Annotated in this window: 17 protein-coding genes, 3 tRNA genes and 1 other RNA gene; 10 read left to right on the top strand and 11 right to left on the bottom strand. The window is 52.1% G+C overall.

The annotated features are described in order from the left end of the window. Nucleotides 1-105: 105 nt before the first annotated feature. On the top strand, nucleotides 106-1,254 hold the full coding sequence (gene cfa / locus VRC33_RS09870; protein ID WP_338563301.1) for a cyclopropane fatty acyl phospholipid synthase: 1,149 nt from the start codon (nucleotides 106-108) through the stop codon (nucleotides 1,252-1,254). A 46-nt stretch (nucleotides 1,255-1,300) separates the two neighbouring features. On the opposite strand, the gene VRC33_RS09865 is transcribed toward cfa, so the two are convergent. Beyond that, nucleotides 1,301-1,951: a riboflavin synthase subunit alpha gene (locus VRC33_RS09865; protein WP_338563298.1), complete on the bottom strand. Its 651-nt coding sequence runs from the start codon at nucleotides 1,949-1,951 to the stop codon at nucleotides 1,301-1,303. 231 nt (nucleotides 1,952-2,182) lie between these two features. Between VRC33_RS09865 and VRC33_RS09860 the strand changes: the two genes are divergently transcribed. The 6 genes from VRC33_RS09860 to VRC33_RS09835 all read left to right on the top strand — a co-directional run bounded on the left by VRC33_RS09860 (nucleotide 2,183) and on the right by VRC33_RS09835 (nucleotide 6,283). Further along, nucleotides 2,183-3,556: an MATE family efflux transporter gene (locus tag VRC33_RS09860; protein WP_338563295.1), complete on the top strand. Its 1,374-nt coding sequence runs from the start codon at nucleotides 2,183-2,185 to the stop codon at nucleotides 3,554-3,556. 151 nt (nucleotides 3,557-3,707) lie between these two features. Continuing rightward, a tRNA-Val gene (locus VRC33_RS09855) sits at nucleotides 3,708-3,784 on the top strand. A gap of 4 nt (nucleotides 3,785-3,788) precedes the next feature. Continuing rightward, a tRNA-Val gene (locus tag VRC33_RS09850) sits at nucleotides 3,789-3,865 on the top strand. A gap of 8 nt (nucleotides 3,866-3,873) precedes the next feature. After that, nucleotides 3,874-3,950, top strand: a tRNA-Val gene (locus VRC33_RS09845). A gap of 378 nt (nucleotides 3,951-4,328) precedes the next feature. Then, nucleotides 4,329-5,741: a pyruvate kinase PykF gene (gene pykF / locus VRC33_RS09840; protein WP_338563293.1), complete on the top strand. Its 1,413-nt coding sequence runs from the start codon at nucleotides 4,329-4,331 to the stop codon at nucleotides 5,739-5,741. Nucleotides 5,742-6,046: 305 nt separating this feature from the next. Beyond that, nucleotides 6,047-6,283 carry a major outer membrane lipoprotein gene (locus VRC33_RS09835; RefSeq protein WP_013201929.1) on the top strand — a complete coding sequence of 79 codons (237 nt, stop codon included), beginning with the start codon at nucleotides 6,047-6,049 and terminating at the stop codon, nucleotides 6,281-6,283. A 203-nt stretch (nucleotides 6,284-6,486) separates the two neighbouring features. Here the strand turns inward: VRC33_RS09835 and VRC33_RS09830 are convergent, their stop codons facing one another. The 7 genes from VRC33_RS09830 to sufA all read right to left on the bottom strand — a co-directional run bounded on the left by VRC33_RS09830 (nucleotide 6,487) and on the right by sufA (nucleotide 13,188). Beyond that, nucleotides 6,487-7,521: a L,D-transpeptidase family protein gene (locus tag VRC33_RS09830; protein ID WP_338563289.1), complete on the bottom strand. Its 1,035-nt coding sequence runs from the start codon at nucleotides 7,519-7,521 to the stop codon at nucleotides 6,487-6,489. A gap of 71 nt (nucleotides 7,522-7,592) precedes the next feature. After that, on the bottom strand, nucleotides 7,593-8,015 hold the full coding sequence (gene sufE, locus VRC33_RS09825) for a cysteine desulfuration protein SufE (RefSeq protein WP_338563287.1): 423 nt from the start codon (nucleotides 8,013-8,015) through the stop codon (nucleotides 7,593-7,595). 27 nt (nucleotides 8,016-8,042) lie between these two features. After that, nucleotides 8,043-9,263 carry a cysteine desulfurase SufS gene (gene sufS, locus VRC33_RS09820; RefSeq protein WP_338563284.1) on the bottom strand — a complete coding sequence of 407 codons (1,221 nt, stop codon included), beginning with the start codon at nucleotides 9,261-9,263 and terminating at the stop codon, nucleotides 8,043-8,045. Then, the gene (gene sufD, locus VRC33_RS09815; RefSeq protein ID WP_338563282.1) at nucleotides 9,260-10,537 is read right to left on the bottom strand and encodes a Fe-S cluster assembly protein SufD; all 1,278 of its coding nucleotides are present in this window, start codon (nucleotides 10,535-10,537) and stop codon (nucleotides 9,260-9,262) included. The genes sufS and sufD overlap by 4 nt, the downstream gene beginning before the upstream one ends. After that, the gene (gene sufC / locus VRC33_RS09810; RefSeq protein ID WP_338563279.1) at nucleotides 10,512-11,258 is read right to left on the bottom strand and encodes a Fe-S cluster assembly ATPase SufC; all 747 of its coding nucleotides are present in this window, start codon (nucleotides 11,256-11,258) and stop codon (nucleotides 10,512-10,514) included. Before sufC ends, sufD begins: the two co-directional genes overlap by 26 nt. 56 nt (nucleotides 11,259-11,314) lie before the next feature. Next, nucleotides 11,315-12,808, bottom strand: coding sequence for a Fe-S cluster assembly protein SufB (sufB, locus tag VRC33_RS09805; protein ID WP_338563275.1), 1,494 nt, complete (start codon nucleotides 12,806-12,808; stop codon nucleotides 11,315-11,317). A 5-nt stretch (nucleotides 12,809-12,813) separates the two neighbouring features. After that, complete coding sequence (gene sufA / locus VRC33_RS09800) at nucleotides 12,814-13,188, bottom strand: Fe-S cluster assembly scaffold SufA (RefSeq protein WP_338564787.1); 375 nt, start codon at nucleotides 13,186-13,188, stop codon at nucleotides 12,814-12,816. Nucleotides 13,189-13,578: 390 nt separating this feature from the next. Here sufA and VRC33_RS09795 point away from each other — a divergent pair, with 390 nt between their 5' ends. Further along, nucleotides 13,579-13,983, top strand: coding sequence for a hypothetical protein (locus VRC33_RS09795; RefSeq protein WP_338563272.1), 405 nt, complete (start codon nucleotides 13,579-13,581; stop codon nucleotides 13,981-13,983). Nucleotides 13,984-14,022: 39 nt separating this feature from the next. Here VRC33_RS09795 and VRC33_RS09790 read toward each other — a convergent pair whose 3' ends face one another. Together VRC33_RS09790 and VRC33_RS09785 are read right to left on the bottom strand one after the other, a co-directional pair. Continuing rightward, nucleotides 14,023-14,451, bottom strand: coding sequence for a hotdog fold thioesterase (locus tag VRC33_RS09790; RefSeq protein WP_338563269.1), 429 nt, complete (start codon nucleotides 14,449-14,451; stop codon nucleotides 14,023-14,025). After that, complete coding sequence (locus VRC33_RS09785) at nucleotides 14,451-17,504, bottom strand: FAD-binding and (Fe-S)-binding domain-containing protein (RefSeq protein ID WP_338563267.1); 3,054 nt, start codon at nucleotides 17,502-17,504, stop codon at nucleotides 14,451-14,453. Before VRC33_RS09785 ends, VRC33_RS09790 begins: the two co-directional genes overlap by 1 nt. Nucleotides 17,505-17,727: 223 nt before the next feature. Between VRC33_RS09785 and ydiK the strand changes: the two genes are divergently transcribed. Both ydiK and rprA read left to right on the top strand, forming a co-directional pair. After that, a complete protein-coding gene (ydiK, locus tag VRC33_RS09780; protein WP_338563265.1) occupies nucleotides 17,728-18,846 on the top strand; it encodes an AI-2E family transporter YdiK in 1,119 nt (372 codons plus the stop codon). 256 nt (nucleotides 18,847-19,102) lie between these two features. Next, nucleotides 19,103-19,212: antisense sRNA RprA (rprA, locus tag VRC33_RS09775), an RNA gene on the top strand. Nucleotides 19,213-19,274: 62 nt separating this feature from the next. Here rprA and ppsA read toward each other — a convergent pair. Next, entirely contained in the window at nucleotides 19,275-21,656 is a 2,382-nt protein-coding gene (gene ppsA, locus VRC33_RS09770) for a phosphoenolpyruvate synthase (RefSeq protein WP_338563262.1), read from the bottom strand. Between the last annotated feature and the right edge of the window lie 461 nt (nucleotides 21,657-22,117).

Here is a 22,117-nt window from a genome sequence, read left to right as displayed (position 1 = left end):
ACGCCGGATTTCAGGCGCACGGGAAAGCCGTGCGTGTTCTCAAACCCTGTAGAAATTGTCTATTCTATTTCTCAGGTTTCAATCACACAGAGTGATGGGGAAGCTATGAGTTCATCGATTATAGAAGAAGCGAGCCTTGAAGAAAATCAGTGGTACCGAATCGTTCAGGAGATGTTGCGCAACGCTGATATTGAAATGAATGGCACGCGCCCCTGGGATATCAAGGTCACCAATCCGGCGTTTTTCAAACGCGTCATACAGGAAGGTTCGCTGGGGCTGGGTGAAAGCTATATGGATGGCTGGTGGGAGTGCGAGCGGCTGGATATCTTTTTCCAGCATGTTTTGCAGGCCAAACTTGACCAGCAGCTCCCTCACCATTTCAAAGATACGCTAAGAATTGCTGCAGCCCGGTTAACCAATCTGCAATCACGCAAGCGGGCGTGGATAGTGGGTAAAGAACATTACGATCTGGGTAATGACCTTTTCTCACTGATGCTGGATTCCCATATGCAGTATTCCTGCGGTTACTGGAAAGAAGCAGAAACCCTTGAGCAGGCGCAAACCGCTAAATTAAAAATGATCTGCGATAAGCTGCAATTAATGCCGGGTATGACTTTGCTGGATATCGGCTGCGGCTGGGGTGGGCTGGCTGAATTTGCCGCCCACCATTATGGGGTCAGCGTCGTTGGCGTGACTATTTCTGCTGAACAGCAAAAAATGGCCCAGCAGCGGTGTGAAGGCCTGGATGCCACTATTCTTCTGCAGGATTATCGCGACCTTAATCAACAGTTCGATCGCATTGTGTCGGTCGGAATGTTCGAGCACGTGGGTCCCAAGAATTACGCCACCTATTTTGACGTGGTAAACCGTAATCTGAAACCTGATGGGATTTTCCTGCTGCATACTATTGGCGCTAATACCACCAATGAACATGTCGATCCCTGGATAAATAAATATATTTTCCCCAACGGCTGCCTGCCTTCAATTCGCCATATTGCTGAGGCGCATGAACCGCATTTCGTGATGGAAGACTGGCATAACTTTGGTCAGGATTACGACACCACATTAATGGCCTGGCATCAGCGCTTTCTTGCCGCCTGGCCCCAGCTGGCTGAGAATTACGGCGAGCGGTTTAAACGGATGTTCGTTTATTACCTGAATGCCTGTGCAGGTGCTTTTCGCGCTCGCGATATTCAGCTCTGGCAGGTGGTCTTTACCCACGGGATTGAAGGCGGTCTACGGGTGCCTCACTGAATCAGTGAAGGTTAAGGCCGGCATGTTGTCGGCCTTTTCATCCGGTTTATCTATGCGATTCTGGCTCTGCAGCGGCCAGTAAGGCAGCTTCCCGCTGCGCCAGAACACGCTCCACGGTTTCCACAATAGCCTGGGTATGCGGATCGATCTCGATGTTCACTCTTTCGCCAAGCCGTTTAGCGCCCAGCGTGGTGCGTGCCAGCGTTTCAGGAATAAGATGGACGCAGAATTTGGTTCTGGTCACTTCCCCCACGGTAAGGCTGATACCATCAATACCGATAAAACCTTTATGCAGAATATATTTCATCTGCAGCGCATCCTGAGGTTTAAACCAGATTTCGCGGTTATTCTCAGACGTCACTATTTTACTGATTTCGGCAGTGGTCATGATATGGCCGGACATTAAATGCCCGCCAATCTCATCGCTGAATTTAGCCGCGCGCTCAACGTTTATCGTATCGCCCACCTTTAAATCACCCAGATTGGTGATCCGCAGAGTTTCTTTAACCAGATCAAAACTCACCCGATTGCCCTGCACTTCCGTTACTGTCAGGCAGCAGCCATTATGAGAAACAGAGGCTCCCAGTTCCAGACCTGGCAACATTTCTGCCGGTAGTCGGACAATATGCGTACGAAAATTCGGCTTCTCTTCAATCGCCAATACTTCAGCGGTGCCCTGCACAATACCGGTAAACATAATTCTGGCCTCACAAGTAAAAATTCTTGCTCTAGTTTGCCCTGGCGACGGGATAAATCCAAATGCAGCCCCACTATTCTCGTGACACAAAGAGCTTTTTTAAAGGCGAATCATTGGCTATTTACACTGCGATCATTACACTGAGCGGCCTGCCCTGCTGTCTGAGCGCATAAATAACGTTTTTTGCTTTTACGGCGCTTTCCTCTTCCTATAAAACTTACAGGTGTATGTGTGCAGAAGTACCTGACAGAAGCGCGTCAATTATTAGCGCTGGCAATCCCGGTGATCCTTGCGCAGGTTGCGCAAACATCCATGGGCTTTGTTGATACCATTATGGCCGGCGCTGTCAGCGCCACGGATATGGCTGCCGTTGCCGTAGGCACTTCCGTATGGTTGCCTACCATTCTCTTCGGTCATGGCCTGTTGTTATCACTTACGCCCGTGGTTGCGCAATATAACGGTTCCGGTCGACGAGATCGGGTCGCCTTTCAGGTACGTCAGGCATACTGGCTTGCAGCGATAGTGTCAGTGCTGATCATGGTGGTGCTTTATAACGCCGGGTATATGATCCGCTCTATGCATAATGTTGATCCACGTATGGCCGAAATTGCGGTTGGCTATCTCCATGCCCTGCTCTGGGGAGCGCCTGGCTATCTGTTTTTCCAGGTTGCCCGTAACCAGTGCGAAGGGCTTTCCAAAACCAAGCCCGGTATGGTGATGGGGTTTATTGGCCTGCTGGTTAATATTCCGGTGAATTACATCTTTATTTATGGGCACTTTGGCATGCCCGCGCTGGGCGGCGTGGGTTGTGGCGTCGCGACGGCTTCGGTTTACTGGGTGATGTTTGCCGCAATGAAATACTGGATGAGTCGTGCCACTTCAATGCGGGATATTCGACTGACAGAGCGTTTCAGCCGCCCCGATCGCGCCACGCTGGTGCGCTTAGTCCAGCTTGGCCTGCCGGTGGCACTGGCTTTGTTCTTTGAAGTCACCCTGTTTGCGGTAGTGGCGTTGCTCGTTTCACCAATGGGCATAGTCAAAGTAGCCGGCCATCAGATCGCCTTAAATTTCAGCTCGCTGATGTTCGTTCTGCCGCTTTCACTGGGGGTGGCCACCACCATTCGCGTTGGCTATCGTCTTGGCCAGAGATCCACCGAGGCCGCAAGAGTATCGGCCTGGACCGCACAGGCTGTGGGCATCTGCCTGGCTTTATTGACAGCTGTATTCACTGTGACTTTCCGCGAGTCTATTGCGCGGCTTTATACTGATAACCCGGAAGTCATCACCCTCGCCGCCCAGTTAATGCTGCTGGCAGCCATCTACCAGTTCTCCGATGCTGTTCAGGTTATCGGTAGCGGTATTCTGCGGGGTTACAAAGATACGCGTTCGATCTTCTTCATTACATTTATTGCTTACTGGGTTTTGGGATTACCCAGTGGCTATATTCTGGCGCTGACCGACTGGGTTGTGCCGCCTATGGGCCCGGCTGGGTTCTGGACAGGCTTTATTATTGGCCTGACCTCGGCTGCAGTCATGATGGTATGGCGGATGAGACGTCTGCAGCGCCAGCCATCGGAAGTGATTCTGGCGCGTGCAGCACATTAATTTTACGGCGGTTTTCAGCCGCCCATGCTCAAAATTGCTGCGCTTCGCACAGATGCGCAGCAATCACCAAGAAAAAAGACGATTTCCGCTTGCCAGGTGCTGAGGCTGTCGTTAATATTCGTCCCCGCTGTTACCAAGACAGCAACGGTAAGCGTTCATAGCTCAGTTGGTTAGAGCACCACCTTGACATGGTGGGGGTCGGAGGTTCGAGTCCTCTTGAACGCACCACAGTGCGTCCGTAGCTCAGTTGGTTAGAGCACCACCTTGACATGGTGGGGGTCGGTGGTTCGAGTCCACTCGGACGCACCAATAGTTTTGCGTTCATAGCTCAGTTGGTTAGAGCACCACCTTGACATGGTGGGGGTCGGAGGTTCGAGTCCTCTTGAACGCACCATCTCGTCTTCCTGAGTTTAATCCTAAGCCTCCCTGCCCGACATTTTTTGCAACAAGCTGATCTGCCACAACCTTTACCCCCTCCCTCACTGCTTTTTAATTGGTATTCGCCTGCTGAACGACTATAATACGTGACGTTGTTTCACTTGAATGGTTTCAGCGTATGGTTGACCCTTTAGCAAAAACGATAGCTTGTTGCGCAACCCATGATTGCGCTTGCGCTGAAACCGCGTCTCAACTTCCCCTGCACGCTTTATCACAGTCACCTATTCTTACTCTGTATCGCAATTCGCCAATCCGGCACGCATTCTTATCCGGTGCTTATCAGCCTCCGGGATCTCGTATTTCTCATCCATCACAACTTAATAGATAACTCGTCATGAAAAAGACCAAAATTGTTTGTACCATCGGCCCAAAAACCGAATCTGAAGAGATGTTGACCAACCTGCTTGATGCGGGCATGAACGTAATGCGCCTTAACTTCTCCCACGGTGATTACGAGGAGCACGGTAAACGTATCTCTAATCTGCGTTCCGTAATGAGCAAATCAGGCCATCAGGCGGCTATCCTGTTGGATACAAAAGGCCCTGAAATCCGCACCATGAAACTGGAAGGTGGCAATGACGCCTCCCTGAAAGCTGGCCAGACCTTTACTTTCACCACCGACCAGTCAGTGATTGGTAACACCGAACGTGTTGCCGTTACTTACCCGGGTTTTACTGCCGATCTGAAAATCGGTAATACCGTGCTGGTCGATGATGGCCTGATCGGTATGGAAGTGACGGAAGTGAACGAAAACACCGTGGTCTGTAAAGTGCTGAACAACGGTGATCTGGGCGAGAACAAAGGCGTTAACCTGCCAGGCGTTTCCATCCAGCTGCCAGCGCTGGCTGAAAAAGATAAGCGCGATCTGATCTTCGGCTGTGAGCAAGGCGTGGATTTTGTGGCGGCTTCCTTTATCCGTAAACGTTCAGACGTTCTGGAAATTCGCGATCACCTGAAAAAGCACGGTGGCGAACACATTCAGATCATCTCCAAAATCGAAAACCAGGAAGGTCTGAATAACTTCGATGAGATCCTTGAAGCCTCTGATGGCATCATGGTCGCTCGTGGTGATCTGGGCGTTGAGATCCCGGTTGAAGAAGTGATCTTCGCACAGAAGATGATGATCAAAAAATGTAACCGCGCCCGTAAAGTGGTGATCACCGCGACCCAGATGCTGGACTCAATGATCAAAAACCCGCGCCCTACTCGTGCAGAAGCGGGTGACGTGGCCAACGCCATTCTTGACGGCACTGATGCCGTTATGTTGTCTGGCGAGAGCGCTAAAGGAAAGTATCCGCTGGAATCTGTGACCATCATGGCCACAATCTGCGAGCGTACCGACCGCGTAATGAAGAGCCGTATTGACTCTCAGCAGGACAACCGCAAGATGCGCATCACCGAGGCTGTCTGCCGCGGTGCTGTTGAAACCGCACAAAATCTGGAAGCACCACTGATTGTGGTCGCGACCGAAGGCGGTAAATCAGCCAAGTCTGTACGTAAATACTTCCCGAACGCGACTATACTTGCGTTGACTACCAATGCACAGACTGCACGCCAGCTGCTGCTGAGCAAAGGCATCATCACTTCCGTAGTCAATGAAATCGCCTCAACCGACGATTTCTATCGTCTGGGTAAAGAAGCGGCTATCGCCAGTGGCTATGGTCTGAAGGGTGATGTGGTGGTGATGGTTTCTGGTGCATTAGTACCAAGCGGAACCACCAATACCGCCTCAGTGCACGTGCTGTAACAGAAGTTTATGCCCTGAAGTCAAAAAGCGCCCTGAGTGGCGCTTTTTTTACAACTTGAGTAACCTGCTTTCATAAAATTTCCAATCGAAATTAACTATTCAATTTCCTGAAAAATGATAATGGGTCCGATTAAACCCATCTGTTTTCGCTAATTTTTTTGGTTAAAACTGGAAAGTCGGTGCATCTTTGAGCGAACGATCATATTTAAGCACGTTCTCATCAAAAATTTATTCTCATTAGAAAAAACTTTGTGTAATACTTGTAACGCTACATGGAGATTAACTCAATCTAGAGGGTATAAATAATGAATCGTACTAAACTGGTACTGGGCGCGGTAATTCTGGGTTCAACTCTGCTGGCTGGTTGCTCAAGCAACGCTAAAATCGACCAGCTGTCTACCGATGTTCAGACTCTGAACGCTAAAGTTGACCAGCTGAGCAACGACGTGAACGCAATGCGTTCTGACGTTCAGGCTGCTAAAGATGACGCAGCTCGCGCTAACCAGCGTCTGGACAACCAGGCTCACTCTTACCGTAAGTAAGAGTTCTGGTTATGAAAATGGCGCACATTGTGCGCCATTTTTTTATGCAGAATCAGTGTTTCCCTGCCCTCTGGCTTCCATTCTCCCCCTTTCCGTATACATCCCTGTTAGCTTCCTTGCTAAGCCTCAGGTGTTAGTTTTTAACTAACGCGTTTCTGTTATTCGTTGCCGTAACACATATCACTCATCTGAACGCGTCAGATTCAATTCTGCGGGCTTTGGACCTCTGCCTGAGTCACAGTGGCAGGTTGAGCTGAAGGGGCCTCAGAATCGTTTTGTTGCATCACAGCAGGCATTGGCGTGTTATCACTTACCGGCTCTCCCGTATTCACCAGCACCGGCATGCCTGAACGGCGTGCAATAACCTGCTTCGCTATCTCTGCATCACTGTGCTCGCTTTTAACAAACTTTTTACCCGCAGGGGTCAAAGCCAGAGGCATGGTCTGAGGATCGTCATTTTCACTGTGTGACAGCGGCTGATGCACTTCAAGATAGCGTTTGCCGTCAGGCTCCACGGCATATTTAAGCGGCTGATTGATAATCTGAACCCGGGTGCCTTTGGGCACGCTGGTAAACAACGCCTCAATATCGTCCGGTCGCAAACGGATACAGCCTGAACTGACGCGCATGCCGATGCCAAAATCGGCATTCGTGCCATGAATCAGGTAATGCCCTTTGCCATAGGCCAGACGCATGGCAAACAGCCCCATAGGGTTGTCCGGCCCAGCGGGCACCGTCACCGGCAGGGTTTTACCCTCGGCGGCGTAGCGTTTACGAATATTCGGTGTCGGAGTCCAGGTAGGATTGGGGATTTTTTGGCTGATGCTGGTGACCATTGGCGGCGTGTTCGCGCCAAGCTGGCCAATCCCGATAGGATAAACAATGACTTTGTTCTCGCCTTTGGGATAGTAATAGAGCCGCAGTTCAGCCACGTTCACCACAATCCCTTCCCTTTTGGTATCCGGCAGCAGCATTTGGGTAGGAATAGTCAACCGGGTTCCGGCTTTGGGTAGCCAGGGATCGGTGCCGGGGTTTGCTTCCAGCATGCCTAACAGACCAATTTTATAGTGCGCGGCAATTGCCTCCAGCGAACGACCATCCTCAGGAACAGTAAAGGTGGTGTTCTCGCCAATCAGACGACTGTTTTCTGCCGGCAGAGGATATTCAGTGGCAAGGGCAGAACAGGTTGTGGCAAGCAGCGTAAGGAATAAGGTGACAAGAGGAGACAAGGGTTTCATGCGGGTTTCTCGGTTAGGATGAAGAAACTTCCCGCCAGCGAAGCGGGAAGCCTGTCGAGAAGTGTAGCAACTTAGCCCTGTGAGAGGGACTGCGCTTTGTAACGGATGGCGCGGATCATCGCTTCCAGACCCTGAGAACGGGATGGCGTCAGATGTTGGGTCAGCGCCAGTTGTTCAAACCAGGGGCGGACATCAAAGGCCAGAATTTCTGCCGGAGTCATCTTCTGATAGAGAATAAAGACCACGGCGATCAATCCTTTAACGATGGCAGCATCGCTGTCACCCTTCAGGATCACCTGACCACTTTCATTGGTGTCCATCAGGATCCAGACCTGACTCTGACAGCCGGAAATGGTGTTCTCCGGCTGATGCAGGGATTCAGACAATTCTGGAAGCATTGCACCCAATTCGATCACGTACAGGTACTTCTCTTCCCAGTTCGCGCAACGGGTAAAGTTGCGGACCAGTTTTTCTTTCTCTGGCAAGGTTGCCATTCGTTCCTCCGTTATCGCCAGGCGAAATCAGCCCAGCAGGCGGTGTATACGGGTCAGGCCAGCCGCCAGGCGGTCAGCCTCTTCTTCGCTATTATAGAGAACGAAGGAGGCACGGCACATCCCCGGCACGCCGTAGTGGGTCATTAACGGCATGGCACAGTGGTGGCCAGTACGAATGGCAATACCATACTGATCGAGGAAACTGCCCACATCGTAGGCATGATGCTTGCCCAGATTAAAAGCGATAACGCCAGCACGGTTCTGCGGCCCGTAAATGACCAGGTCGGGAACTGAGGCCAGCTTATCCAGAGCATAACGCATCAGCGCCTGCTCCCGCTCGTAGATAACATCCAGATCCAGCGCCGAAACCCAGCTCAGTGCAGCCCCCAGACCGATAATGCTGCCGGTATTAGGGGAACCAGCCTCAAAACGCCAGGGCGCTGCGGCAAAGGTAGTCCCTTCCGTCAGGCTGACGGTGGCGATCATCGATCCGCCCCCTTCCCACGGCGGCATCTGATCCAGCAGCGCTTTGCGGCCATACAGGATGCCAATCCCCGACGGAGCGTAAATCTTATGGCCTGAGAAGACGTAAAAGTCGCAGTCCAGATCCTGCACGTCGACTTTTTCATGCATCACCGCCTGCGCACCATCAATCAGCGTGACCACACCGGCCGCTTTTGCCTGAGCAATGATCTCTTTTACCGGGTTAATCGTGCCAAGCACGTTAGAAACATGGGTAAGAGCCAGCACGCGGGTCCGGCTGTCGATCAGCGAAGGTAACACGGTAAGATCCAGCTCACCGGTTTCGGTCAGAGGGATGAAGCGGACTTCAGCCCCTGTGCGTTTAGCCACCATCTGCCAGGGAACGATATTGGCGTGGTGCTCCATCTCGGTGATGATAATGTTATCACCAGCCTGCAACTGGCTTCCGCCCCAGCTGCTGGCTACCAGGTTGATCCCCTCGGTGGTGCCTTTTACAAAGACAATCTCCTCAGGGGATGCCGCATTCAGAAAACGCGCAGCCTGGGTGCGCACGTTTTCCATTTCTGTGGTCGCTTCAGCACTCAGGGTATGAATACCCCGGTGAACAGCGGCATAGCCATGCTGATAAAAATGGCTTTCCGCATCAATCACCACCTGCGGCTTCTGGGCGCTGGCGGCGCTGTCAAGATAGGCCAGCGGTTGGCCATTCACTTCTCGCGCCAGAACGGGAAATTCAGCCCTGACGCGTGTCAGGTCAAAACTCATTTAATGCCTCCGGGGAAACGCTGGGCAATCCGCTGCATCACCGCTTCTTTCAGCACTTCATCCGTAATCGCTTCAGTGAGTTCTGCAGCAAAGGCGTAAATAATCATGCGCTGTGCAGACTCTTCGCCAATCCCACGGGCGCGAAGATAAAACATCTGCTCATCATCAATGCGGCCAATGGTCGCGCCGTGGCTGCACTTCACGTCATCCGCGTAGATTTCCAGCTGTGGCTTGGTATCCACTTCGGCCAGGCGGCCCAGCAACAGGTTGTTGTTGGTCATCTGTCCGTCGGTTTTCAGTGCATGCTTAGCAACGGTAATCATGCCATTAAACACCGCACGGGCTTTATCACGCACGATGGTTTTATGCAGCTGGCGGCTCTGGCAGTGACCTTTATTGTGCTCAAGATAAGTACGGCTGTCGCAGACTTCTTTCTCTACGGGCAGCATCAGGCTGTTAATACCCAACTCCGTACCTTCACCATTCAGCTGCACGCTGGTGTTATGGCGGGTCAGACCCGCACCCAGCAGGAAGCTGTGGCTCTGGACATTGGCGTCACGCTCAATAACCAGATCGTTATGCGAGAAGTGGTAACTGCTGTTGTGCTCAAAAGCCAGCTTGTAATGCTTCAGGCGGGCATTGTTACCCACGGTTGCCGTAAAGCGCGCGCCGGTGAAATGGCTGGCGTCATTCAGGCTGACGTAGTGCTCAATAACCGTCGCTTCCGCGCCATCATCCAGTTGCAGATGATGACGGTAATGCGTGGTGTTCATCCCGGCCGGTGCGCTGCTGCTGATATGCAGCATATACAAGGCACGGGCAGCCGACTTACCCCGGGCAAGGCGAATGGTGGTGACCTCTTCTGCCAGGCTTTCGGTAAGATGCAGGAACACTTCCGGCTGAACCGGTGCGTTCATTTCACGACGATCTCCAGCCTGAGAAATCTGGATATCAAACAGATCAAAAACCTTGTCGCTGAGCTCAGCACTGAAGCGGCCATCAACGAAGACCATTTTGACCGCGTCAATGTCCAGCGCCAGCGCCTTAACCTGCCCGGCATTCAGCACAGGTGCAGCCGGAGCAGTAAACTGATTATCCAGCAGCCCTTCCAGCGGCGTGTATTTCCAGTTTTCCTGCTTACGTCCTGGCAAGCCTAAATGCAGCACCTGTTGCCAGTGCTGCTGCGCCTGCAGGGAACGGTCGCCCTGAATTTCAAACAAGTGATGCCACTGCTGCAGGGCATGATCACTATTCCTGGTCGGTAAGCCAGCCATAGCCTTGCTCCTCCAGTTGTTTCACCAGCGAGAAATCACCGGATTTAACGATTTTGCCCTGATACAGTACGTGCACGAAGTCTGGTTTGATGTAATCCAGAATACGCTGGTAGTGAGTAACGATAATGAAGGCACGTTTGCCATCACGCAGCGTGTTAACGCCGTTAGCCACGGTTTTCAGGGCATCGATATCCAGCCCGGAGTCCGTTTCATCAAGAATGCACAGTTCAGGTTCCAACGCGGCCATCTGCAGGATGTCATTACGCTTTTTCTCGCCGCCTGAGAAGCCTACGTTCACTGAGCGGGTCAGCAAATCTTCAGGCATTTTCAGCAGCTGAATTTTGTCTTCAATGAAGTCCTGGAAATCAAAACGATCCAGCGCTTCCTGCTCACGGTATTTGCGCACGGAGTTCACTGCCGTCTGCAGGAAGAACTGATTGCTGACGCCAGGAATCTCTACCGGATACTGGAACGCCATAAAAATCCCTTCACCGGCACGATCTTCCGGGGAGAGTTCCAGCAAATCTTTGCCCTTAAAGTTCACCGTTCCGCCGGTGATTTCATACTCTTCACGTCCTGCCAGAGTGGCAGACAGGGTACTTTTCCCTGAACCGTTTGGTCCCATGATGGCGTGAACTTCACCCGGCTTTACCTCGAGGTCCAGTCCGCGCAGGATCTCTTTATCTTCAATGCTAACCTTTAGATCTTTAATACTTAACATAGTGTTTCCCTGGCAGTGCTGTCCGGCACTGCGCTGAATGACCGTTGGCGCGGGCGTTAGCCCACGCTGTGTTCAAGGCTTATCGCCAGCAGTTTTTGCGCTTCCACCGCAAATTCCAGCGGCAGTTCGGAGAAGACGTCTTTACAGAAACCATTGACGATCATGGAGATAGCATCATCTTCGCTGATCCCGCGCTGCAGGCAGTAAAACATCTGATCTTCACCAATTCTTGAGGTCGTCGCCTCATGCTCCAGCTGTGCACTGTTGTTACGCACTTCCACATACGGGAAGGTGTGCGCACCACAGTCGGCGCCAATCAGCATTGAGTCACACTGGGTGAAGTTACGGGCATTGGTTGCCGTAGGCATAATTTTCACCAGGCCACGGTAGGTGTTCTGACTTTTGCCTGCCGAGATGCCTTTAGAGATGATCGTCGACTTGGTATTTTTACCAATGTGAATCATCTTGGTGCCGGTATCGGCCTGCTGATGGCCGCTGGTCAGCGCCACAGAGAAGAATTCACCGACAGAATTATCACCACGCAGGATAACGCTTGGGTATTTCCAGGTGATGGCTGAACCGGTCTCGGACTGGGTCCAGGACATCTTGCTGTTTTCGCCTTCACAAAGCGCACGCTTGGTAACGAAGTTCAGGATGCCGCCTTCAGATTCGCCGCCGGAGAACCAGTTCTGCACGGTGGAGTACTTCACTTCAGCATCTTTATGAATAATGACTTCCACTACCGCCGCATGCAGCTGATAGGTGTCACGCACGGGGGCTGAACAACCTTCGATGTAGCTGACGTAGCTGCCTTCATCGGCAATCAGGATGGTGCGTTCGAACTGGCCCGTTTTCGCCGCGTTGATGCGGAAATAGGTCGACAGCTCCATCGGGCAGCGAACGCCTTTCGGGATGTAGACGAACGTGCCATCGGAAGCCACGGCCGAGTTAAGCGCGGCAAAGAAGTTGTCATTGGCCGGCACCACTGTTCCCAGGTACTGTTTTACCAGTTCCGGGTGCTCGTGAATGGCTTCGCCAAAGGAACAGAAAATAATCCCCTGCTCTGCCAGCTTGCCACGATAGGTGGTGGAAACAGATACCGAGTCAAAGATGGCATCCACAGCCACTTCCTGACCTTCACGAACAGGGACGCCCAGCTGTTTAAAGGCGTTCTCCACTTCTTCAGTCAGATAGTTGGCAGGCGTTGCCCCCGAAGTCTGCTGAGCACCGGGTTCAGAAGCGCAGCTGTCGTCGCAGTTGCCGCAGGAAGGGGCTGAATAGTAACTGTAATCCTGATAGTTCAGGGACTTATAGTTCGCTTTCAGCCAGTGTGGCTCTTCCATTTCCAGCCAGGCAGCATATGCCTTAAGGCGGAATTCAAGCATCCACTCAGGCTCGTTACGCTTGGCAGAAATGGCGCGCACAACGTCTTCGCTGAGGCCGTGTTCAAACTCTTCGGTTTGCAGTTGGGTGAAGAAACCTTCTTTGTACTTCAGATGGTTACCTTCCCAGACCTGCACATCATCCGATGTATCAGTGTTTCGGGACATAAGATTTACTCAACGCCAAAGCTCTCACCACAGCCACAGGCGTGTTGAGCTTTAGGATTATTAAATTTGAAAATCTGGTTCAGACCTTCACGAACGAAATCTACTTCGGTACCGTCGATAAAGGGCATCGCCTGCAGGGGGACAAAGAGATGCGCGCCCTGATGTGAAAAGACCAAATCATCGTCGGCAGGCTCTTTGATCAAATCCATGGTGTAGCCAAAACCGGCGCAGCCAGACGTCTTCACGCCCAGCTTAAGCCCCTTCACATGAGGGTCATTAGCGGCCAGCGCAATGATCTGTTTTGCGGCGCTGTCTGTAAGCGTCAGTCCTTTCCAGACATAGTCGTCGGGAGAAAAAGAAGCTGTAGTTGCTGATGGCATAACATTACCTCGTGAGTCGATAGCCCTGCGGGCTAATGCCCCTATGTTAGTGATAATGAATATCGCTTCAACCTCTTGTTTTGCAGGGATTAAGGTTAAATGAGGTTTTTAAGCCCTCTTTTTTAAGTTTAGTCTCTGCAGAGAGGATTGCGATCTGTGTCACACGCCGTTTTAACGAAATGGTAACACATTGAAAACAGGTCAGTAAATCCGGAGAGCGCATACCTAAACAGGAATAACCTCTATTTTAACGCTTTGAGCCACCCCGGTTATCGTTCTTATCAATTTTTCTAAGAGGCAGCATTTATCGATAAAATTTATCCGGCGGCATTGAAAAACAGGCCAGTTAATTTATGATAATGATTATCATTAGCGCAAATGGGTCAAAAAATGAATCTGTCGATGAGTGCCTGGCTGCAACACAAGATTGACGAATACAAATTTTCAGTTCGTGATATCACCGTCGATTACTACATGGCACAAGCCAAAGTGAACCGCCCGGAGTGCACTCTCGAACAACTGCGCAAATTCAATGATACCTGCCTCGATATGGCAGAACTCTGCCAGCTTAACGGAGACGACCAGAGCTACCTGCATGCTATGGGTAAACTTCATCATCGTCTCGTTCAGGAGTTAGCCAACAGCGAACGCGACAGATTATTCCGTATGCAAGCCTGGCAACTGGCCCGTCACTCGCTTACCCGCCTGTGCCATCAACTGGCCATGAGCGGGGAGTGGGATAAAGCAACCCGACTACAGAGTGAGTTCGTTAAGCACGCATCCTGGATTATGTAAGGCTTCCGGGATCGGTTTTAAAGGCGGAAGAGTATATCACTATTTTGCACTGGCTGACATCACCGCCGTGGTCAAACGGGAGGTGCAGCACAGGCGTTGTTGCGGGTCAAAAACCTCAATCTGCCAGACCTGTTGACGCCGGCCCAGGTGAAGGGGCCGGCATACCCCCTTCACCTCCCCTTCCCGCACTGCACGCAGGTGGCTGGCATTGATATCCACTCCCACGATGTTCTCTTCGCCTTCGGTACAGAGATAGCCCGCCATTGACCCCAGCGTTTCAGCCAGCACTACAGAAGCTCCGCCATGCAGCAGGCCAAAAGGCTGGCGTGTGCGGGGATCAACCGGCAGCGTTGCCGTTAAGCTATCGTCATCCAGAGCGGTGAAAACAATGCCCAGGTGTGAGACAAGCGTCCCCTGGCTCTGTTGATTAATCTGCTCCAGGGTGACCTGACGTTTCCAGATAGCCATTATAAAAGCTCCAGCAAAGCCTGAAGAGGATGACGCATCCCGTTCCCCTCCACGCGTTTTACCTGACTACGGCAGGAATAGCCGGTGGCGAGGCAGCGTTGACGAGGCAACCTTTGCAACGCCTGGTGCCACGACAGTTCATAAATCCCCAGCGAATTCGCCAGATTTTTACTTTCGTGACCGTAGGTACCGGCCATACCGCAGCACCCGACGCTGACATTCTCAAGTTTTGCACCGAATCGGGCAAATATGCCTTCCCACTGTTTCACCGACGCAGGCAGCGCAGTCACCTCAGTGCAATGGCCAAACAGATACCACGCATCGCCGCTGACCGGCGGTTTTTCCTGTTCCGGCAGCGCCTGCTGCAGCCATTCATGCACCAGCTGCACATGGAAGTTACCCCGCCGCTCAGCCAGAATTTCTTTATATTCTTCGCGATAGCAGAGTACCAGGGCCGGATCCACCCCTACCAGGGGCAGTTCCAGTTTTGCTACCCGGTTCAGGAAATCTGCTGTTTTCTTAGCCGTACGTGCAAAGCTTTGCAGGAAGCCTTTCACATGCTGCGCTTTGCCGTTGGGGGAGAACGGCAGGACCACAGGCCTGAAGCCCAGCTTTTCAATCAGCGAGACAAAATCTGCCACCAGCTGCGCTTCGTAATAGCTGGTAAAGGGATCCTGTACCACCAGCACATAGCGTTCACGCTCTGTCGGGCTCATGCTTTCAAGCTGCTCCAGCGTCGTGGTCAGCGCTGGCTGTCCGGAGAGCTGCTTTTTAAGATTAGGCGAGGAAAGCAGCGGCAAATCTACCATTCCAACATGCCGTTTACTCATCTCCCTCATCAATGGCTGACGCAGGAAGAAATTGAAGAATTTGGGTGCTTTAGCCATCAGCGGCGCGTAACTTTCCACACTGCCTACCAGATAATCACTGGCCGGACGCAGGTAGCGGGTGTGATAAAGCTGAAGGAAGCGGGAGCGGAATCCCGGCACGTCGATTTTGATTGGGCACTGAGTGGAACAGGCCTTGCAGGCCAGACAGCCCGACATCGCCTCTTTCACTTCGTGTGAGAAGTCATACTCACCGCGCCGGGCATACCAGCTGTTACGGGTACGCTCAATCATGCCCCGCAGCGAGACTTTGCTCTCAGGCAGACGTTTTTCCAGCTCAAGCGGATCAACGCCCTGCTCCGCCAGCAGGCGTAACCATTCACGGGTCAGTGTTGCGCGGCCCTTTGGCGAATGGATACGGTTACCGGTTATCTTCATCGACGGGCACATCGGGCTGCGGACATCAAAGTTAAAGCAAAGCCCGTTACCGTTACACTCCATGGCACCCCGCCAGTCGGTACGGACATTGACCGGGATCTGGCGGTCAAAGGTGCCCCGCTTAACCGCATCCACTTTCATCATCGGATCGTCTACGCCAAACGGCGCGCAAATTTTACCCGGGTTCAGCCTGTTGGCCGGGTCAAAGGCGGCCTTAATGCGACGCAGGTCGTTAAACAATGCCTCGCCAAAGAATTCCGGGCTGTACTCTGCCCGGAACCCCTTGCCATGCTCTCCCCAAAGCAGACCGCCGTAACGGGCCGTCAGGGCGACCACTTCGTCGGAGATCTGCTTCATCAGCATCTCCTGCTGAGGATCGCACATATCCAGCGCAGGCCGCACATGCAGCACGCCCGCATCAACATGACCGAACATGCCGTAGCTCAGATTATGGCCATCCAGCAGCGCGCGGAACTCGACAATATAATCGGCAAGGTGCTGAGGGGGCACACAAGTATCTTCAACAAAGGGGATCGGTTTGGCACGACCTTTAGCATTACCCAGCAGGCCCACAGCTTTTTTACGCATCGCATAAATACGCTCAATGCCGCCCGGATCGTCACAAAGCTGGTAACCAATCACGCCAGACTCCCTGGCGGCAATCAATCCATCCAGACGCTGACACAAGGATCCCAGTTGCTGATCGATCAGCTCTTTGTCATCCCCGGCAAATTCAACGATGTTCAGCCCCAGCATCTCCTGATTGGGCACATCGGTGATCAGCTCACTGACCGAATGCCAGACGATGTCTTCGCGGGCCAGATTAAGGACTTTGGAGTCGACGGTTTCTACCGACAGCGCTTTCGCTTCCACCATAAAGGGGGCGCTTCGCAGAGCGGAATCAAAGGAGTCATATTTGATGTTTACCAGCCGACGAACTTTGGGGATAGGGGTGATGTTCAGGCGGGCTTCGGTGATAAAGGCCAGCGTGCCCTCTGCCCCACAGAGGAGAGGCGTCAGATCGACGTGTTTAAGATCGTCACTGACCACGTGCCGCAGATCGTAACCGGTAAGAAAACGGTTCAGTTTCGGGAATTTATCGATAATTTGCTGATGACGATCGCGGCAGCGCTCCAGCACTGTGCGATAAATAATGCCTTCCTGGCTCTGCTCCTGAGCCAGTTCTTCAGCCAGCGAGACCGGAAGGCGTCGTGTATCCAGAATATCCCCACCCAACAGCACGGCACGCAGGCCGGTGACATGATCGGAGGTTTTTCCGTAGACCAGAGACCCCTGTCCGGAGGCATCGGTATTAATCATGCCGCCCAGGGTGGCACGGTTGCTGGTTGAAAGTTCCGGTGAGAAAAAGTAGCCGAAGGGTTTCAGATAAGCATTGAGCTGATCTTTGATCACCCCCGCCTCTACCTTGACCCAGCCCTGTTCAACGTTGATCTCCAGGATGCGGTTCATATGGCGCGACATGTCCACCACAATCCCCTGATTAAGCGACTGACCGTTAGTGCCGGTGCCGCCGCCTCTGGGAGTAAAGACCAGGCTACTGAAACGCTCTTCTCCCGCCAGCCGGGCAATCAGTGCAACGTCGGCAGTGGAACGGGGAAAGAGAACGGCATCAGGAAGTAGCTGATAGATACTGTTGTCGGTGGACATCGTAAGACGATCGGCATAGCTGGTAGCGGTATCGCCGGTGAAGCCCTGCTGCTCTAACGCCTGCAAAAAATTCAGCACCAGTTGAACGAGGCCCGGCGCCTGAGAAATCTGTGGGATCATTATCGGGTGACCAAAATGTTGGGGGAACGTTTGCTCTTGCTCTCCTTTTTTTATCACATTTTTTTATGGCCTGTCGCGGTTTCAAAACAGGGGGCAAAAGAATAGCGTGCCGTTTCTGTCGAAAATGCGTTTAATGCATCATGCTTTGGGTGGTGAGCGGGAAGACAGGGGTCTTTCAGGGATAACCCGTAATGGACTTTTATCTGATGTTAGGGTGTCAACCATGAAGAATATGCAAAAAGGCTGGGATTTGCCGCAAATCATCTTCTCCCTGTTATTTATCACGCTGCTGATTGTGGCCTGTATCTGGGTGGTTCAGCCTTTCGTGCTGGGCTTTGCCTGGGCCAGTATGGTGGTTATCGCCACCTGGCCGCTGATGATTAAAATCCAGGGATTACTGTGGGGACGCCGTTCGCTGGCCGTTATTGCCATGACGCTGATCCTGCTCCTGCTCTTTATTTTCCCCGTCGCACTTCTGGTCAACAGCCTGATTGAAAACAGCGGTCCCGTGGTGGCATGGGCATCGGCCCGACATCTTGATTTACCGGATATGCACTGGCTGAAAAGCATTCCGCTGGCGGGTAAAAAAATCTACTCGGCCTGGTTTAATCTCGTCCAGGGCGGCGGCAGTGCCATGATGGCTAAAGTACAGCCCTATATCGGCCGCACAAGCGGTTTCCTTTTTGCCCAGGCCGGACATTTTGGCCGGTTCATGATGCATCTGGGCCTGATGCTGTTATTCAGCGTGCTGTTGTACTGGCGGGGTGAGCAGGTGGGTCACGGTATCCGTCATTTTGCTTTCCGCCTGGCTTCACGCCGTGGCGATGCTGCCGTTTTGCTGGCAGGACAGGCCATTCGCGCGGTGGCACTGGGCGTGGTCGTTACCGCGCTGGTGCAGGGGGTGCTGGGGGGTATTGGGCTGGCCATTGCGGGTATTCCTTATGCTACGGTGCTGACGGTGGTGATGATCCTGGCCTGTCTGGTGCAGCTGGGTCCACTGGTGGTGCTGGTGCCCGCCATCATCTGGCTCTACTGGAGTGGCGATAATACCTGGGGCACCGTGTTGCTGATCTGGAGTTGCGTGGTGGGCACGCTGGATAACGTGCTGCGGCCTATGTTAATCCGGATGGGCGCTGACCTGCCGATGATCCTCATCCTTTCAGGCGTTATTGGCGGCCTGTTCGCATTTGGCATGATTGGCCTGTTTATCGGTCCCGTCGTGCTGGCAGTCTCCTACCGTCTGGTGTTGGTGTGGATGCATGAAGCCCCGGCCCCGGAAGAATCGCCCGAAGACGTGGTGGAAGAGCTGGCAGAGATTGAACAGGATATAGCCGCAAAATAATCTCTTTTCGCGGTCAGGACTCCTGGCCGCGGCTAATGTAAAAAAAATTTCCGTCACGTCTTAACTCACTTTGATTAGGAAACTTTATAAGAAAAGCGCATTTTTTGTGCTTTTTAGCAGTGCAGAGGGGCTATTGATTACATTCCATACAGTTTAATCCTGGGCATTCCACTGAATCTGTCACAAAAGGTTATGGCTTTTAAACTAATAAGAGGATTCTTAATGACTAGCCCCGCCCGTCTGAATAGTATGAATCACATGTTTACGATCAAACCGCTGATTTTTAAACAACCTTTTTCCCCCGAATAATGTAAAGAATTGCTGTGTGTAGTCTTTGCCCATCCCATGTGATGGGCTTTTTTTTGTCTGCAGGAAATGCAAAAAGGCCAGATTAACTGGCCTGATTGCGGTTATGACAGTGAACTCTGCTATTTAGCCGGTATTTCTGCCAGGCTTAACCAGGTCTGAACGACCGTATCCGGGTTAAGAGACAAACTGTCGATACCCTCATCCATTAGCCAGGCAGCGAAGTCTTCATGATCCGAAGGACCCTGACCACAGATCCCCACGTATTTTCCTTCTTTTTTTGCCGCACGTATCGCCATAGAGAGCAGTGCTTTCACAGCATCATTACGTTCGTCAAACAGTTCAGACACTACGCCAGAATCCCTGTCCAGCCCCAGCGCGAGCTGAGTCATATCATTCGAGCCGATAGAGAAGCCGTCAAAATACTGCAGGAACTGCTCAGCCAGCAGGGCATTAGACGGAATTTCGCACATCATAATCAGCTTAAGGCCGTTCTCGCCGCGCTTCAGTCCCTGGCGCTCAAGTTCTTCAACCACGGCTTTAGCCTGAGCCACGGTGCGGACAAACGGCACCATAATCTCAACGTTGGTCAGCCCCATATCGTTACGCACGCGCTTGACGGCAGCACACTCCAGTGCGAAGCAGTCACGGAAGCTGTCAGAAACATAGCGTCCTGCACCCCGGAAGCCCAGCATCGGGTTCTCTTCTTCCGGTTCGTAACGCTCGCCGCCCACCAGATTGGCGTATTCGTTAGTTTTAAAATCAGATAAACGAACAATGACGCGCTTCGGCGAGAATGCGGCCCCCAGGGTGGCAATACCTTCGGTAAGACGGGCGATATAAAACTCGACCGGATCGTCAAAACCTTTCATCAGGCTGCGGATCTGCTTTTGCAGCTCAGGTGTCTGCTTATCGAACTCCAGCAGCGCTTTCGGGTGTACGCCAATCATGCGGTTAATAATAAATTCCAGACGCGCCAGGCCTACCCCTTCATTGGGCAGACAGGCGAAATCAAAGGCACGATCCGGATTACCAACGTTCATCATGATCTTCAGTGGCAGCGACGGCAATTCATCCACCTGAGAACTTTTCACTTCGAAATCCAGCAGTTCATCATAAACGTAGCCGGTATCGCCTTCAGAACAGGAAACCGTTACCTGGTGACCCTCTTTAAGCAGATCCGTAGCATTACCGCACCCTACCACCGCAGGAATACCCAGTTCACGGGCGATAATCGCCGCATGGCAGGTTCGTCCCCCGCGATTGGTCACAATGGCTGAGGCCTTTTTCATGATCGGTTCCCAGTCCGGGTCGGTCATGTCGGTGACCAGCACGTCACCTTTTTCTATGCGATTCATTTCACTGATGTCGTGGATAACTTTTACTTCACCCGCGCCGATTCGGTGACCGATAGCACGGCCTTCCACCACCACTTTCCCCTTGCCCTGCAGGGTATAGCGTTCCATTACCTGACCATTTGAACGGACGGTTTCAGGACGGGCCTGCACGATAAAGAGTTTGCCGGTATGGCCATCTTTCGCCCACTCAATGTCCATAGGACGCTGGTAATGTTTCTCAATCTGTACTGCCTGAGTAGCCAGAGCTTCAACTTCTTCGTTAGTCAGACAGTAACGATCCCGCTCCTCTTCCGGAACGTCCTCAATACGGACCTGTTCACCGTGCTCCTGAGAGTCGGCATAGACCATACGGATTTTTTTCGATCCCATATTGCGGCGCACAATGGCAGGCCGACCGGCCGCAAGAGTGGGTTTATGGACATAGAACTCGTCAGGGTTTACGGCACCCTGCACCACCATTTCACCCAGACCTAACGCCGCGGTGATAAAGACCACCTGGTCAAAGCCCGATTCCGTATCAATGGTGAACATGACGCCTGCAGAACCCAGATCCGAACGCACCATGCGCTGGACCCCGGCGGAGAGTGCCACCCCACGATGATCGTAGCCCTGATGCACGCGGTAAGAGATGGCGCGATCGTTAAACAATGAGGCGTAAACATGCTTCACCGCGATCAACACTGCGTCATAACCCTGGACGTTCAGGAAGGTTTCCTGCTGGCCGGCAAAAGAGGCATCCGGCATATCTTCAGCGGTGGCAGAGGAGCGAACCGCAAATGAGGCTTCAGCATCGTCAGACGAGAGTTGCTCATAGGCCTGATGAATAGCCTGTTCCAGTTCGGGCGTAAAAGGGGTGTCCACAATCCACTGACGGATTTGCTTGCCCGCTTTAGCCAGTTCATCAACATCATCAATATCGGTCTTATCCAGCAAATCGTAGATACGCTGATTGACGCCGCTTTGATCGAGGAACTGATTGAACGCATCTGAGGTCGTCGCAAAGCCATTAGGGACAGAAACGCCCAGCGAGGACAAATTAGTAATCATTTCACCCAGAGAGGCATTTTTGCCTCCCACCCGATCAACATCGTTCATGCCAAGCTGGTTATACCAGAGCACAAGCGGCAGTTCGCCTTTATTGGACATTGAAACAATCCTTTTGAATTTAATTAATGGGGAGCAGTGCATTTTGAGCCTGGCATATTCCCGTGCCAGAAAGAAACTGTTGAATCGATAAAGCGGATTAAAAATGCGTTTTTAAGAAAACTCCGCCATGAAACAGGGCGTTGCGCAAGCGGGTGAATAGGATAATTCTTTATCTTTCAGGAGCCTGCTCACAGTTTTGCAATTACCTCACCCACCTTGTTGCGCAATTCATTTTGATGAATAAACCGAATGCTTTTTCTTCTAAGCTCTATTTTTAGGAATAAAAAACGGAAACATCATTTCATTAATTCCTGAATTCAGTGAGACGACCAGCTTATAAAAATGAAAAGTTCATATCATTAACTTATGAATCATTTAATTTGTTTTGCAGGCGATATCACTATTTGCTTTCCAGCAGTGAATTAATTTAGTCTGCAGTGATGCACAGTGTCGGGAGAAAA

Origin of the sequence: Erwinia sp. E_sp_B01_1 (assembly GCF_036865545.1) — a bacterium.
Lineage (GTDB): Bacteria > Pseudomonadota > Gammaproteobacteria > Enterobacterales > Enterobacteriaceae > Erwinia.
This window is presented reverse-complemented; position numbering and strand designations above follow the sequence as displayed.

Bases quoted from the DNA above. Each gene is read 5' to 3' on its own strand.
- cfa (WP_338563301.1), top strand. From the start codon at position 106: ATGAGTTCATCGATTATAGAAGAAGCGAGCCTTGAAGAAAATCAGTGG.
- VRC33_RS09865 (WP_338563298.1), bottom strand. From the start codon at position 1,951: ATGTTTACCGGTATTGTGCAGGGCACCGCTGAAGTATTGGCGATTGAA.
- pykF (WP_338563293.1), top strand. From the start codon at position 4,329: ATGAAAAAGACCAAAATTGTTTGTACCATCGGCCCAAAAACCGAATCT.
- VRC33_RS09835 (WP_013201929.1), top strand. From the start codon at position 6,047: ATGAATCGTACTAAACTGGTACTGGGCGCGGTAATTCTGGGTTCAACT.
- VRC33_RS09830 (WP_338563289.1), bottom strand. From the start codon at position 7,521: ATGAAACCCTTGTCTCCTCTTGTCACCTTATTCCTTACGCTGCTTGCC.
- sufE (WP_338563287.1), bottom strand. From the start codon at position 8,015: ATGGCAACCTTGCCAGAGAAAGAAAAACTGGTCCGCAACTTTACCCGT.
- sufS (WP_338563284.1), bottom strand. From the start codon at position 9,263: ATGAGTTTTGACCTGACACGCGTCAGGGCTGAATTTCCCGTTCTGGCG.
- sufD (WP_338563282.1), bottom strand. From the start codon at position 10,537: ATGGCTGGCTTACCGACCAGGAATAGTGATCATGCCCTGCAGCAGTGG.
- sufC (WP_338563279.1), bottom strand. From the start codon at position 11,258: ATGTTAAGTATTAAAGATCTAAAGGTTAGCATTGAAGATAAAGAGATC.
- sufB (WP_338563275.1), bottom strand. From the start codon at position 12,808: ATGTCCCGAAACACTGATACATCGGATGATGTGCAGGTCTGGGAAGGT.
- sufA (WP_338564787.1), bottom strand. From the start codon at position 13,188: ATGCCATCAGCAACTACAGCTTCTTTTTCTCCCGACGACTATGTCTGG.
- VRC33_RS09795 (WP_338563272.1), top strand. From the start codon at position 13,579: ATGAATCTGTCGATGAGTGCCTGGCTGCAACACAAGATTGACGAATAC.
- VRC33_RS09790 (WP_338563269.1), bottom strand. From the start codon at position 14,451: ATGGCTATCTGGAAACGTCAGGTCACCCTGGAGCAGATTAATCAACAG.
- VRC33_RS09785 (WP_338563267.1), bottom strand. From the start codon at position 17,504: ATGATCCCACAGATTTCTCAGGCGCCGGGCCTCGTTCAACTGGTGCTG.
- ydiK (WP_338563265.1), top strand. From the start codon at position 17,728: ATGAAGAATATGCAAAAAGGCTGGGATTTGCCGCAAATCATCTTCTCC.
- ppsA (WP_338563262.1), bottom strand. From the start codon at position 21,656: ATGTCCAATAAAGGCGAACTGCCGCTTGTGCTCTGGTATAACCAGCTT.